The sequence below is a fragment of the Persicobacter diffluens genome, from assembly GCF_036244895.1.
Taxonomy (GTDB): Bacteria; Bacteroidota; Bacteroidia; order Cytophagales; family Cyclobacteriaceae; genus Persicobacter; species Persicobacter diffluens.
In genome coordinates this window covers 196,747-211,267 of sequence record NZ_BQKE01000002.1, presented here as the reverse complement: position 1 = coordinate 211,267, position 14,521 = coordinate 196,747, and the positions used below count along the sequence as shown (strand labels likewise).

General features: G+C 40.1%; 13 protein-coding genes. 4 read left to right on the top strand and 9 right to left on the bottom strand.

The annotated features are described in order from the left end of the window. Positions 1-2 precede the first annotated feature (2 nt). Both AAA970_RS15675 and AAA970_RS15670 read left to right on the top strand, forming a co-directional pair. A complete protein-coding gene (locus AAA970_RS15675) occupies positions 3-2,519 on the top strand; it encodes a T9SS type A sorting domain-containing protein (RefSeq protein ID WP_338237840.1) in 2,517 nt (838 codons plus the stop codon). 11 nt (positions 2,520-2,530) lie between these two features. Further along, entirely contained in the window at positions 2,531-3,385 is an 855-nt protein-coding gene (locus tag AAA970_RS15670; protein ID WP_338237839.1) for an outer membrane beta-barrel protein, read from the top strand. A 510-nt stretch (positions 3,386-3,895) separates the two neighbouring features. On the opposite strand, the gene AAA970_RS15665 is transcribed toward AAA970_RS15670, so the two are convergent. The 4 genes from AAA970_RS15665 to AAA970_RS15650 all read right to left on the bottom strand — a co-directional run bounded on the left by AAA970_RS15665 (position 3,896) and on the right by AAA970_RS15650 (position 7,366). Continuing rightward, complete coding sequence (locus AAA970_RS15665) at positions 3,896-4,723, bottom strand: Cof-type HAD-IIB family hydrolase (RefSeq protein WP_338237838.1); 828 nt, start codon at positions 4,721-4,723, stop codon at positions 3,896-3,898. A 294-nt stretch (positions 4,724-5,017) separates the two neighbouring features. Beyond that, complete coding sequence (locus AAA970_RS15660) at positions 5,018-5,689, bottom strand: hypothetical protein (protein ID WP_338237837.1); 672 nt, start codon at positions 5,687-5,689, stop codon at positions 5,018-5,020. After that, positions 5,679-6,842, bottom strand: a complete 1,164-nt coding sequence (locus tag AAA970_RS15655) for a serine hydrolase domain-containing protein (RefSeq protein WP_338237836.1) — start codon at positions 6,840-6,842, stop codon at positions 5,679-5,681. Before AAA970_RS15655 ends, AAA970_RS15660 begins: the two co-directional genes overlap by 11 nt. Positions 6,843-6,898: 56 nt before the next feature. Beyond that, positions 6,899-7,366 (bottom strand): LytTR family DNA-binding domain-containing protein, encoded by a 468-nt coding sequence (locus AAA970_RS15650; protein WP_338237835.1) that lies wholly within the window; start codon positions 7,364-7,366, stop codon positions 6,899-6,901. An 811-nt stretch (positions 7,367-8,177) separates the two neighbouring features. On the opposite strand from AAA970_RS15650, the gene AAA970_RS15645 reads away from it, so the two are divergent. Together AAA970_RS15645 and AAA970_RS15640 are read left to right on the top strand one after the other, a co-directional pair. Then, a complete protein-coding gene (locus AAA970_RS15645; protein WP_338236619.1) occupies positions 8,178-9,305 on the top strand; it encodes a transposase in 1,128 nt (375 codons plus the stop codon). Positions 9,306-9,403: 98 nt separating this feature from the next. Then, positions 9,404-9,814, top strand: a complete 411-nt coding sequence (locus AAA970_RS15640; RefSeq protein WP_338237834.1) for a hypothetical protein — start codon at positions 9,404-9,406, stop codon at positions 9,812-9,814. A 314-nt stretch (positions 9,815-10,128) separates the two neighbouring features. On the opposite strand, the gene istB is transcribed toward AAA970_RS15640, so the two are convergent. From istB to AAA970_RS15615, 5 genes are all read right to left on the bottom strand, one after another. Beyond that, entirely contained in the window at positions 10,129-10,887 is a 759-nt protein-coding gene (gene istB / locus AAA970_RS15635) for an IS21-like element helper ATPase IstB (protein WP_338237833.1), read from the bottom strand. Next, positions 10,884-11,477 carry a Mu transposase domain-containing protein gene (locus AAA970_RS15630; RefSeq protein WP_338237832.1) on the bottom strand — a complete coding sequence of 198 codons (594 nt, stop codon included), beginning with the start codon at positions 11,475-11,477 and terminating at the stop codon, positions 10,884-10,886. The genes istB and AAA970_RS15630 overlap by 4 nt, the downstream gene beginning before the upstream one ends. Before the next feature lie 69 nt (positions 11,478-11,546). Further along, positions 11,547-12,095: a hypothetical protein gene (locus AAA970_RS15625; RefSeq protein WP_338237831.1), complete on the bottom strand. Its 549-nt coding sequence runs from the start codon at positions 12,093-12,095 to the stop codon at positions 11,547-11,549. Then, positions 12,040-12,414, bottom strand: coding sequence for a hypothetical protein (locus tag AAA970_RS15620; RefSeq protein WP_338237830.1), 375 nt, complete (start codon positions 12,412-12,414; stop codon positions 12,040-12,042). Before AAA970_RS15620 ends, AAA970_RS15625 begins: the two co-directional genes overlap by 56 nt. 719 nt (positions 12,415-13,133) lie before the next feature. Further along, positions 13,134-14,363 carry a hypothetical protein gene (locus AAA970_RS15615; RefSeq protein ID WP_338237829.1) on the bottom strand — a complete coding sequence of 410 codons (1,230 nt, stop codon included), beginning with the start codon at positions 14,361-14,363 and terminating at the stop codon, positions 13,134-13,136. Between the last annotated feature and the right edge of the window lie 158 nt (positions 14,364-14,521).

Here is a 14,521-nt window from a genome sequence, read left to right as displayed (position 1 = left end):
AAATGAAAAATATAATATTACTCTTAATATGCTTACCTTTCCTTTTTATATCGAAAAGTAAGGGACAGCACTTACAAAATGACGCGCTTCGTTTTGGAAATGATGGAGAGGCTTCTATTAATCAATATGGCAACCTGCTCCAGCCCTTTTATTATAATACCACCAATGACCAATGGTACAAACTAACCTATAGCAACTATCCTCTGGACATCGCCTATGGGTTAGGAGGCGATGGTACAGAAGAGTGGAACATCAATGGAAATACTTTTGAAAACCCCACCATTCAAAACCAACAAATTATCACTTCAGCATTTAATCAAACTCCAGAGGGCAAAGGTTATGGCACCCTTACCTCCACCGGGGAGATTGAACTGAATGGCCACAATTTTTTGGTTGAACAAAGCTATACCCTTCCTCAGGGCGACGCCTTTATTGGCATTCAGGTAAAAGTCACCAATAATGGGGATGCAACTGCGGAAAACTTTAGACTCTGGATTGGAAATCGGGATGATTGGGTGGGAAATACAGATATCCCCACCGAAGTAAGAGGAAATATTAGCGAGGCAGGTTTTCAGGCCATTCCCTCCCCCGACACACCTTCCAACGCTATACAGGTATTCAGTGGGTCGGAAAGCCTGGTATTCTATTCTCCTTACAACAGAGCCAATACCATTATACAATCCTGCTGCAGCTTTAGTAACGTCATAAATCAATCCCCTTCTACTTCCCGTATCGCGGAAGGGAATGATAATTCCTATGGGTTTTATGCGCGATTTGATGATTTGGCAGTCGGTGAAACGGTTGTAATGGACTGGTATTATTTGGCTGGAGAATTAGATGAAATTGATGCGATTTTAGAACAAGTGATTTCAACGGTTTCCCTTTCTGCTATTCATGATGAGGCCTACTTTAATGTCAGGAATTCGGAAAACGCCACAGGCTATTGGGTCATTGTGCCTGAGGGAAGCCCAAGTCCTTCTGCAACAGAAATTAAAGCGGGTATTGATTACCAAAATGTCACCATAGCGAATTCAGGCTCCCAGGCGATGACCGCCGACGAAACGATCTACTTTACCATTACTGAGCTCGAACCAGGAACGGATTATACCATTTATTTTGTCGCTGAGACGAATGAACCGGCATTTTCAGAAATTATCTCCATGGACATCACCACTGATTTGGACACCGACGGTGATGATATAGGTGACCGTCTCGACCCGGATGATGATAATGATGGCACGCCTGATGTCGAGGATGATTTCCCATTAGATCCGGCGGAAGATAATGACCACGATAACGATGGTACCGGTGACAATGCCGATCCCGATGACGACAATGATGGCACGCCTGATACCGAAGACGATTTCCCGTTTGATCCGGCTGAAGATAATGACCATGATGAAGATGGTACAGGAGACAATGCCGATACCGATGACGACAATGATGGCACGCCTGATACCGAAGACGATTTCCCATTGGATCCGGCGGAAGATAATGACAACGATGACGATGGCATAGGAGATAATGCCGATCCCGATGACGACAACGATGGCACTTCTGATACCGAAGATGCTTTTCCTTTTGACCCTTTTGAAGACAATGACCATGATGAAGATGGTACAGGAGACAATGCCGATACCGACGATGACAATGATGGCACGCCTGATACCGAGGATGCTTTTCCTTTTGACGAAAATGAAAGTCTCGATACAGATGGCGATGGTATTGGGAATAATGCCGATCCTGACGATGATAATGATGGCTTAACGGATGAGGAAGAAATAGCACTCAATTTGGATCCATTGGACCGGGATACGGATGATGATGGCGCGGAAGACAATCAGGTGAAAATCAACTTCGTTGCCGGCACCCATGGTAGCATTCAGGGAGATGCCAATCAAATCATCACCAAGGGCGAATCCACCACCGAGGTGGTAGCAATTGCTGAAGAGGGATATGAATTCAAAGAATGGAGTGATGGAGATCAAAATGCTACTAAGGTTATAGAAGAAGCCTCCGAATATCTGAATCTGCTCGCCACCTTCAGACCAATCAGACCAGTGAAGGTAATTCAAAAATGGGGAGACCTCTTACTGGTGGATAATTCAGCTTTAGACTTTGTTTCTTACCGATGGTTTGAAAACAATATTGAAGTCGGTCAGGGGCAATATTTCTACAAAGCAGGAGGATTAAAAGGGGAATATTTCGTGGTAGCCATGAGTGAAGACGGAGAAGCTTATTCCTCTGAAATACTCACGATAGATGGCAATCAGCGAGTATCGGTTTACCCTAATCCATTACCTAAGGGAAGAAGCCTTTCCATTCAATCTTCGCAAGACATGTCTAATGCTGCTATAAAATTCAAACTGTTCGATCAGTTAGGGAATATGCGATTTGAGGGAACTATAAATCCTAAATCAAAAAAAATCAATATTCCGGAATTCCAGGCCGGCATATATCAGTATCATATCATCATTGACGGGATCACGGTATCCCAGGAAAAAATCATCATATACTAAGTGAAACCATTATGAAACCTATTCATATTATAATCGCATTTCTCCTGATCCCGCTTTCCTCCTATGGACAAACACACCAAATGGGCTTTAATTTTGAAGGGGGAGTGAGCTATGGCCTACATCAAATCAACACAGATAATAGTGCTATTAAGGTGAATCCGGGCTCTAGTTTTCAACTTAATCTCCATACCACCTATTTCATTAGTCCCTATATTGGGGTGGGAAGTGGGGTGAGCTTCGGCTGGAATAATGCCCAATTATCCCTGGAAGGCTATCAGGAAGACGTCCCGGCTGTGGATTCGGAAGGGGAGGCTTATATTCTTCAAATTACAGCACAAAGTTTGGAGGATCACGTCCGTATTTCCAATTTGTCCATTCCGGTATTTTTAAGTCTGGCCTACCCCATCAGCGATGGAAACATCTCCCTTTTCGGGAATTTGGGCGTAACCTTTAATCTGCCAATGGCCACAAATTACCAATTGAAAAATGGTACGGTAACAAGCCGAGGTTGGTACCCGCAATATGAGCTGATTTTGAAAGATATTCCGGCGCACGGTCTCCATGAAAACCGAGATAATTGGAATTATAAATCTGACCTGGAGACCCAAGCCCACTTCAATGCACTGCTAGAGCTTGGGCTTAAATATAAAATCCCGGGCGCTTCAGTGATGAGTCTCAGCATTTTTGCACAAAAGGGCTTAACAGCCTTCCATCAGAACGAATTAGAAATGGTTGATGAAGATGGGGCTTTCCCCTTAATGAATGAAGTGGAACAATATAATGGCATCATCAACCAGTCGACGAAAAGCACCTCCCTGATCTATGGAATAAAAATAGGAGTAAACTTTCCGGCTTCATCCCTTTAGCGCATTTTTAAAAGTCCGCATTTCAAAAGAAATGAAGCTATTGCCCATTGTTCGGAGAGATTAAGAGCAGCTTTAAAAGCCAAAATTCGCAGCGAAAATTTGATTATTGCAGAAGCGATAAAGGATTATTTTGAGAGAATAGCATCTCTATTATGGAGGAATTATCCAATATCGCTTCCAATAATTCGAATTTGCAGCCAGATGGTGTGCTTTAAATACGCTCCAACGATGGCTATTATCATAAAGCCATCAAACCACTTCCTCCTAATTCGAGTTTAGAGCGTGTTGAAAACGCTATAGTTATCGTGCACTTCATTGGTTTTTTCAGTAATGAAATACCCCTTATTCGGACAAGTGTTATTTTGGATAATAGTAAATAACAAATGTGTCCCATTTCAAAAAGACTTTTCGTGTTCGCCTATATTTTAAAAAAGCGCTGTCCTCTTACGGATAGCGCTTCGTTTATATTTAGGCGAATAAATTAAACTTCAATAAACGAAAGGTTAACGCTTATTTTGAAGCAGAAAGCTGTCCTAAAATAAATCTGTCCACCACCTCTGCTACGCCATCATCATTATTAGAAGCCACAATAACATCCGCACGATCACGCAATTCCGGATCCACATTGTCCACCCAAACACCTAATCCGGCATATTCTACCATGGACAAATCATTGCCGGCATTACCAACGGCTATGACCTCTTCTGCAGTGATGTCAAGTTTCTTAACCAATCGATCCAAACTCGCCGCTTTATCAATTCCTTTGGGCGTAATTTCCAGATAAAAAGGTTTTGAAAAAGCCACACTTAAATCCGGATAAGCCATACTTAAAAGAGGCTTAATCTCCTGCAATTTTTCCGGCTTTCCTACGATTATGCATTTAGGTGAATCAAATTCCTTTAATTCGAAAAAATCATTCACCAACTCAACCGGCATCTGCGCCAAATTTTCCTCTATCTTCACATATTCACAGTATGATGGACTGATAATATGAGAATCAGAATAAGTCATGATATTTAAAGCAGATTTATGCGCATAACTGTAAAGATCATGAATCTGCTGATTAGTCAATCTTTGATTAAAGATTTCCTCATTATTCCCCATATCCATTACAACCCCACCATTATAAGCAATGATATGAGAGTTAAACTGAGGTAGATTCAGTGCTTTTGCGAAATTGGTCATTGCCGGAGTAGGACGGCCAGAAGCTAAAACTACCTTCACCCCAGCTTCCTGAGCCGCCATTAGCTGCTCATAATTCCTTTCACTGATTTTATGGTCGTCGGTAAGCAGGGTATCATCCATATCCAGCACCAACATTTTATATTGATTACGCATTCGAAAAAGGTTAATTCGAGTTTTCACAGCAATAATCATGCAAAACCAAATTTTAGCGGTTAAGCCGAATAATCCATGCTTAAATCCTCATTTTTTGTAAGGCAAAAAAAATGAAGAATAATTTCCTATTTCGAGTCTTTTCCAGTGAAGCAGATGAATGAGAAGAAAACAATTTTGCCCAAATTTAGGCTATTATAAATCAAAAAAATAACTGTAATGATCCGATAATTCGGGTTAAAATGAATGCCATGGGTTTAACCAATGAATTTGACGGTGCATAAACCGGGCTAAGCATTAGGGGAAAGATGTGGCTCGCTGATAAACAGCTTTAAACCTTTGCCCCTCTTCTTCCCAACTTAAAGTCATTTCTTTTTGACTTACCTCCAATTCATAAACCCTTTCTTCAAGCCCTTCGGTTTTCTCCACCAGCACCAACTCTAATTTATGCGCATGAATCACCCAATAACCATAAAGCCTTTCACCATTCCGCTTACCCTTATAAAAATGATCCCACCTAAAGTATAATTCCTCAAGCCCTCCGCTTTCAGGATCTCCCTCCAAAATCCATAAACCTAAAAGCAAATCCCAGGGAGCCTGCAACCTGCCAACTGCCTTTCGCAAAAACACTTTAACTTGCATCCCCTCCTCCTGCCGCTTCCATTCCATTCGGTCATTTAGAAAATTCACTTCAAAAGGGCCAAATTCATCTTTTATCGCAAGCTCATCCTCTAAGAGGAGCTTATGGCTGGCTACATCAAACTGGTAAATCCCGCCTCCATTAATAATCCCGCCATTTCCCCCAACAAATGTGCGATCTTTCTTAAACTCTACCCACTTTCTAACCGGGGTCATCTCTTCCTTCCCAACTAGGACTTTTTCAACTTCCCACCGCCCAATCAAAGACTGCGCTGAAGCATTGAAATATACCAAAGCCATCATCAATATCACTAAAACTTTAACTTGCATAAGCCACCTCCTTTATCAATTGAACGATGTGATTCCCTATGGACATTTCATTAACCTGATTTCCTGTATTGGCTTGTAGGATAATCGTCCACTTTCCATTTTGAATATTGATCAATAACGACTTATAACCCTCCGTATGCCCGCCATGAATGATATAGGGCCAATCAGTCTCCAAATTCCCCATCTGAAAATCGTCATAAGGACCGAAAACCGCCCAGCCGTATCCATAGGAAATCTCCGGATTAATATCCCCGACATGATTTTGTTTCATGAGCTGAAGACTCTTTTCACTGAACAATCCTTCCTTATTCATCGCATTGGACCAAAGGAGAAGATCATTCCCATTGGAAAATATGCGCCTTCCCAAAGTCAGATCAATAAAATCATTTTGATGCCAGTTCCCTTCCTGATCAAGTTGGTAACCTTTGGCCAGCTGTGGAATTATTTCTGTATTATCGGTAGAGGCAAATGTATGACCTAGCCCAAGCGGTTGACAAATTTTCTTTATCAATAAGTCCTCAAAGGGCATTTGATAAAGGGCTTCTAATAAAACGCTGAGGGCATGGTAGCCAAAATTACTGTAATGAAACTGCTTCCCAACCTCTCCGACAGTCGGAAGCGCACTAATAAACTCCACATAAGCTTTACCCTCAAAATGAGACCGTTTAAACCGACGAAAATTGTCCTCCCTATACTTGTCTTCCAACTGACAATAATCAGCTATTCCGGAAGTATGGAAAAGCACCTGATGCACTGTAATGGCAGGATCAAAGGTATTGGGTATTTTTACACTCAGTAAAAGGGAATGTAAATCATCTTCTAAATTCAATTTACCCTCCTGTCCTGCGATCAGGCAAAGACCAGCCACAAAGGATTTATTCAAAGAGGCGATATCCATCACGTGGTCATTTCGAAGAGGAATTTTCCAATTACGATCAGCCAAACCAATGGATTTATGAAAACGAATTTTCTGTGATTCCGCTACTAAAATACTCCCATGAAAGTTCTGCTGATGATAGAGGCTGTCCATAAGCTGATCCAGACATACAAGCAAAGGATCAGGCTGACTTTCCTGTTGATTATTATTACCTCGGGAAGCTTCACAGCTTACCAATACACAATAAAAGAACAAGTGTAACAGGTAGGTTTTCATAATTTAGACTTTATTCCATTATCGTTCATTTTTTTTATAAATGAGGGAATAATGCCCTATTTGTGGCGAATTTCGCGCTCCTGGGGTGAATCAACCGAATCAAAAAATTTCCTAAAAGCCGCTTGGTATTGATTAGATACCGGAATATGGAAGTCAAGCCCCAGGTCCAGTTCCAATTTATTTCCTTTTCGCCTGCTCCTTTTAATTTTTATGGGATTTACAGCATAAGATCGATGGCATCGCATTATTAGTGCCGTATCCACCTGCTGTTCCAATACTTCTTTCATCGTAATCCGCATCAGTTCCGAACGCATCCCCTGTTTACTTAAAAAGTGAACTTCAACATAATTGTCCGCGGCTTTTAAAAAATACAGGAATTGGTGTTCCAACACAAGTTCATGTTTTCCATTGGCCGCCTGAATACTTACCAAACGCTGACTGGGTGAAAGAACTTTGGTTTTCCCCTTCCATAAATGTAAAACACCAAATGGAAAAACCATTACCGAAAAATACTCCCCCATCATAACCCACCAGGAGGACCAATGCCATTCGGTCCAACTCCAATAATAATTAAATAGCAGATAGGTAATTTGTGCCCCTATAAAGACAGAAAATATTCGGAGACCCCAACTGGATGTTAATTTTAGACGAAAAGTAATGGGCCTCAGGAATTCAAAAAAAGCATACCAGATCGTATTCACTAAACCAAAAGAAACCGTTCTCCAAAGGAAAGAATGACCAGAAAAGGAAATACCCTGCTGAACATGAAAACCCTCATAAATAAATAGGACAAAAAAAGAAACACGCCCGGTAAAAAGGCTCCGAACATGAATTGCCCGGACGGTAATAATCCTTTTATTTTTTTTTGTCTCAAATCCCTCAGTTATGGTGCGCCTGTTTTAATTTAAACATATTTAAGGTGACCATCCAAAGTTTTGCGGCTTAAAAATTAGTCCACAGAGGATGGGAAGCTTAAACAATCAACTAAAATCAAGATTTTACGGATGATATACAACAGTTTAATTCATGATGAAAGTCAGTGTCTGGGCGCTGATATATTATCTAAATATTAAGTAAAATAAAAATAGTAATTAAATAATCATATACTATCCCATTTCATGCCATGTTCATTCATGGTAGACAGTCTTCAATAAAAAATATGAATAATTAAAAATAAAATACTAAGATATTAGTTTTATCAGTACTATATTTACCTCAATACATTATTTTTTTATCAAAATGAGATTGTTTGTCATACAGCTAGACATTTTTGCCTAAAAACGTAAAAAGCGAATCAACAATAGTAACTTTGGGTTCCAACGCCAACAAAGATCTATGTTCAATTCGCTTCACAGCAAACTTACGCAAGAATTTCCAAAATGGGGTAAAGCTTGCTGGAAAAATGTACTCGCCCTAAGTTTAGGCATCATCCGAAAAGGAACCGTTTGTCTTAATAAAGTAAAAGATTCCATCGGTAGCATTTTAGATAATCAGCGTACTTCCGCCTCTGGCCATTACAAACGCTTAACCCGCATATTTACGGAATATTCTGACACCAATTTATGGAGTGATCTATTGCAATTATCCGCCATGCATATGCACAAAGGTGGGGATTTTTTGATGGTCGATGGCACCAGCTGGACGCAAGGGGATCGTACTTTTCATTTCATGACCTTGGCCATTTTGTATAATGGAGTAGCGGTGCCGATCTATTTCATGAATCTGGAAAAGAAGGGCATCAGTAATCAGGAAGAAAGAATTCAGTTGCTTGAAGAGGCGTCAAAGTTATTCAATCTTGAAGGTAAAATTCTCTTGGCTGATCGTGAATATGCAGGACAGAAATTCATCAAATACCTTGAAGATAACGGCTTTAAATATGTGCTTCGGGTAAAAGAATGCAACTTTAAGACTCAGTGGAATGAAAAATCTATGACGAAAGCGCAAATGATTTCAAAAGTCACCAATAGTAAGGTGAAAGGTAAAACGATGTCCGCTAAAATGAAGTTTGAAGCTGGAGACAATTGCCGGATGGTCATCAAGAAAAGTGAAGATGCGGAAAAGGAACCTGTGATTTTCCTTTTGACAAACCTGTCTAAAAACGCATATAAAGTGGCTGAGGACTATCGGAAGCGATGGCAAATTGAGACATGTTTCAGACATTTGAAGACCAATGGTTTTGACCTTGAAAAAATGAATGTTCAGGGAGCAGATAGATGCCGGTTAATGATGGCTATTGTCGTTTTTGCATATTCGGTATCCATAGCTCATGGGTTAAAAAAGTACAAAAATGTTCGTCTGAAAACTTATGCCAATGGTAAAAGGTACAGATCCATTTCCGTTTTTCGAAAAGGAGTCGAATGCATCGCAGAAGCTGGTTACAGAATAGAAAATTGGGGCGAGTATATCCTGAATCACTTCTTGAGTCATGATCGGAAAATTTGCCCCAAATCAATAAATGTCTAGTTGTATGATTGTTTGTAATCATATTATGTTGCCTGCTAATAACAGGAACCACTGCGAAAAGCTTTGCTGTAATTTCCAATATTCCGGACATTAACAAAATGAAGGACTATTCCCAAAAAACGCTGGAAGCGCCTTTTGAATTGTGTTCAGATCAATTAGGAAAATTAGATTTTCAGATGATTGCTCCCATTCAGGCATTAAACCTTCCAGAAACCCAATTAGCTGCAAAACTTAGTTCTCAAATCATTAAAATCGGAGGACTAATACCACAAGCAAGAGAACACTTTTCGGTCGTATTTACAGCGCAAGAAAACGAGGAAGCCTCAAAAGATTATTATATTGTCTGCTACTCCGCAGAGGGCACCTGCCTGAAGACCATGAAAATTGACATTGGCAAAGAAGAGGACTGCTCCTTTTTTTCTGCCATAATAAAGGATAACAGAATTGAGGTAATGCAAAAAAATCGTTGTTATACCTCCAGTGTGATAATAGAGAAATATCGCCTCTAAGCTCAAGTAAACAAAAACGATACGAATGCACAATGAATGGGATTGTCCATTCGTAGCGTCTATTAGCGGAAAGGCAGGATAATTGAAGGCATAATGCCCTACTTTAAGTTTTTTCAACGAAGCAGATGAAGGAGGAGAAAGCAAGCTAGTCCAAATTTGGGCTATTAATAAATCAATAAATACACTTTTATCAGCCTGCAATTAAATCACTTAACCTGTAATCTCCAACCAAATGGGTACCACCCTTCCAACCGAAAAGGGTACCATTAAAAGTAAAATAAATAGGCTAAAAGCCCATGGTTGTTTTCAATAAATTATGCCTGTTGTGTAAGATTCATTGTCTCTCTTAATCGATAAGACTCCCCATCCATATTGATCAAATGAGCTTTGTGAGTCAACCGGTCAATCAGGGCTGCTGTTAAGACCGGGTCAAGGAATATTTCATGCCATCTCTCAAAGTCCAGATTGGTGGTGATGATCGTTGATTTCCTGCCAGCCCTGAGGGATAAATGATTGAATAAGAGTTCCGCACCGGCCTTATCAAAGGAGACATAACCTACTTCATCGCAAATTACCAAATCGTATTTCTCAAATCTGGCTTCGATCTGCCTTAGCGCCTTCTGAGAGTGCGATTCCCGTAGGAGGGTTAGTAAAGCATGGATGGTGGTGAAATAAACGGAATAGCCCATTTCACAAGCTTTCAGTCCCAGCCCAATAGCGATATGCGTTTTACCTGTCCCTGGATTGCCTGCCATGATGATATTTTGTCCCTGGTCGATAAATTCCAGTCGTTCAAGAACCGGTAGCTTTTTTTGGGCCGCCTTGGGAAGAAAAGTACGTTCCAACAGCGAAAGATAGCTCTTTGAAGGAAAACCCGCTCTTCGGATAATATTTTTCTTTCTATTTTCATTTCTATTGATGAACTCTTTTTCTAAAATAGCTAACAGGTAGTCCTCATAGTCCAGATTGTTTTCGGCTGCTTCGGCAGCTAATGTGGTAAAATTATTCCTCAGTGCCGGAAGCCTCAATTCCCTGCTGAGTTCAATGATTCGTTCTTTATCTGACTTTCTCATCCCTTCAGTAATTTAGAGGCCTGTGATATGGTTTGTTGAGCATGATGCAGAATGGTCGAATTAATATTAATCACCGGAGTTTCTTTTTCCTTATTGCCTAGTAAAACTCTGATTAATTCCCAGGTAATGGACGCCGTTGGTTGCTTCCGCTTTATTTGATCCACACATAAAACCAGCCGTTGGTGGTCAATTCCTTCTTTCTGGCAAAAGGCCAGCATCTCGATAAATGATCTTGGATTCGTGCTAAAATGATCATCAAAAAGCCCCTTTAAAAATGGGTCTGAATCCAATGCCACACTTTTTGCTAACGCTCCGGGTTTCATCGCCAATGTGGGTAGGTAATGCTGGAGTGATATTGCCCACTGATGGGTGCCAAATACCCGAGAATGAATCGCAACCAACTCCCCTTGGCAGAAAGCCTTAATCATGTTTGAAGTAACTTCAAGCGTAATAAATTTACCTACAAGATGATCAGGGACAGAATATCTGTTTGTCTTGTAGCACACGGTGGCATACTTATCTACACGTATCTCCTCTCGTTCAAAACAGTGAAATCCACCGGAGTGCTCAAGTAGGTAATCTCGTTCCAATTCCAGTAAATCTTTGGCTGATTCTTCTCTCCCCGTTAGTCTTCGATTATTAATTTTATCTAATTCTATCTAAAGGTAATCATTAGCATCTTCCAGTGATTTAAAAGATATTTTTCCCGCAAATGATTTCCGGCGAACATACTCTACACTTCGTTCTACTTTACCTTTTTCATTCCCCTTTCGAACATTACAAAATCGATGACTGAAACCATAATGAGCTTTTAAATTAATGAATGCTTCGGTGGGTTCCTTCTCTGTTTTACTGATGAATGACTTAACTGCTACACGCATATTATCGTAAACCACTTCACGATAAACACCTTTTACATTTGCAAAATAACGGACATGAGCCTCCTGAAATGCAATACTATCCTGCCGGTTAAACAGGTAGGCGAATCGATGATTACTATAGCCAGATGTGAAGACTGCCAGCTGTATTACACGCAGCTTTCCATCTATTTCTAATTTTATCTCTCCCCAATCAAACTCCGTCATACTTCCAGCAGCAATTTGCTGTCGGATATATGCCTCTTTCCTTCTATTTGCCTTTTTCTTTTGCAAGTTATGCACATACACTTGAATAGCTAATGGAATAGCCCTCAGATTCCAGGCATTCATGAATATCAACCGCCTTTAAAAGCTGCTTTATTAAACCCAAACCTTGTCGGCGATCATTTTCTTCCAATAGAGATTCAATTCTTGCGATGACCTTATCTGTCAGCTTCGAATTAGTTCGATTAGAGGAGTCATACTTTAGATGTATTGCCAAACTCGCTCTCAGGGCACTTTGAAAATCATTGTGTTGAGGCCGTAAATCTTCAAATTCCTTAAGATATTTTCTTACGGTCCTTCTACCAACCTTCAATTCCTTTACAATAGTACGCTGGCTTTGATGGTCCCTGTATTTCCTTAGCAGGATTTCTTGTTTCGTGTTCATAGATACCATTTTGTAATCTAATTCAATTTCGAATTAGATTGGTGAAGTGGTACCCTTTTCAATTAGAAGGTGGTATCGTTTTCATTGGTGATTACATTAACCCGAGCTACCGAATTTAGCAGTGAATACTTCGGATAAAATATCATCCCAGTAAAAGTACTTTTATTAAGGTGAATAAACAGGCTTATAGAATTTGGCAAGTGCGAATTCAAATAATTGTCCGATTAACCCTTGATAGCAGGAAAAAATATGGACGGAATAAAACAGGGCACAAAAGCAGAGGAACTGATCATCAGAGACTTCTGTAAAAGCCACAAAAAGACACGCTTTAGATAGGCAAAAAAAAAGATTGACCTCCACAATAAAGAAGTCAATCTAAAAATCTAGCTTATAAAAACAGTCATTTAGGAGCCCTGGCGTCTCTTGTTTCGGCGCTCCATAATAATTTTGTAAGCTTCCTCTAAAGTCAATATCCCTAATTGATTCAATTGCTGGAAGCTGAGCTGTCCTTGAGTTTGATTTAAAGTATTCATCTTTTAAGTCTTTTCGTGATTTATTCATTCACCTATTTTAGACAAATACCAAACCAAAAATCATCCAAAAATATAGTTTATGATTAACATCCTCAACAGTATTTACAACGACCTGACTTACAGTTACTTAATCGCTACAATTTTAAAATATGGCTTAAAAATAAAATTTCTATAACCCATTAATAATTACAAATGCTGCCCGTAAGTTTCAATGAACTGCTTAAATGCTGTAATAATATCTTCATGGTAAGCCTCAATGATCTCATTATGGTCCACGGGTAAAATCTCCAAAAACTCAATGTCATCCACAGTGACTGAAAAAGTAATATCACCGTCATAATTCGGTAGGACTACAAACTGAGGATTCTGTTTATGAAACAACAGCATCTGTCCCTCCACCACAAAAGTGGTAAAGAATCCATCAATTTTAATCGGTCCGCAATAAGGCAGGTTCCACAACCGGTAGATGGAAAATGGCAGTGGCGGGACATCAAAACCCGTCGTTTCATTCAAAAAATCCCCCATTTTCAACGCTTCATCCATGTCCTTAAAAAAGATGGCCTCCTCTACTTTTTTTGTGAAAAAGACCTCGTTCTTTTTAGGATCAAAAGAAAGATAGGAATTCCCAAGGGTGAAATAAAAATGATCCTTCTCAAAGAGACTGATCTTTTGCTCCTCAAAACCTACAAATAGTGGCTCCTCCCGGAATGGCCCTAAAATAACCTTCTCCGGCAATGGCTTATCAAAAATAGCCATTTCGCTCACATCCCAGGTACTTAATCTGCGCGCATCTGTGTTTTTGGATAAATAAGGTTCAAAATCCTGATCCTTAAATTCCAGTTTATAATAATAAAAATCTACCTGCGGAATATCTTTATAGCTACTGAATTCTCCATGAAAGTCCACCGGCATCGTCTCCCTGTAATTGGCTATTTTCTCATCGTCCTCAAACTGGGCTCCCATCCCGGCCAATATTGGGCGGGCAATTCTACCCACCAGCATCAAATCATGAACATCATCTCCCTTTTCTTCCTCTTCAAATTCTGCCATCAATTCCTCCCGGATATTTTCAATTTCTTCGTCCATATCCTCAAAATCGTCCTCCTCCGCTTCCAGAAAGTCAAAATAAAAATCCGCCACGGATTTTAAGAAGGCATGACGCTCTTCCTCCCTCTCCAGGGGCAAATGGAAATAGTGCTTGACCTTAAATATATAAGGAATATCATCCTGCGTTTGAAAAATCACCTCATGATCCTCCCGTACCGCCGGAATCCCCAATTCTTCATCATAAGGCTGCACCTCTATCAGACACGAAGGGCTATCCATGCACAAAATATGTTCCACGTCTTGCGCCACCTCATCTGAGGTGCATACAAAAAAACGTGGAAGTTGCTCACTATGATCCTTGTAGGGCATAATTTTTAATAATATGATGAAAATCTCATCAAAATATAAGGATTAAAATGGAAAGAAAGTGCTTCCTGTGGGAGAAGTGGACATTAAATATGCTTATTTAGCAGGAAAGGTACTGGGAATCAAGCCCAAAAAAAACCGCCCAATTTGGGCGGCTCTCT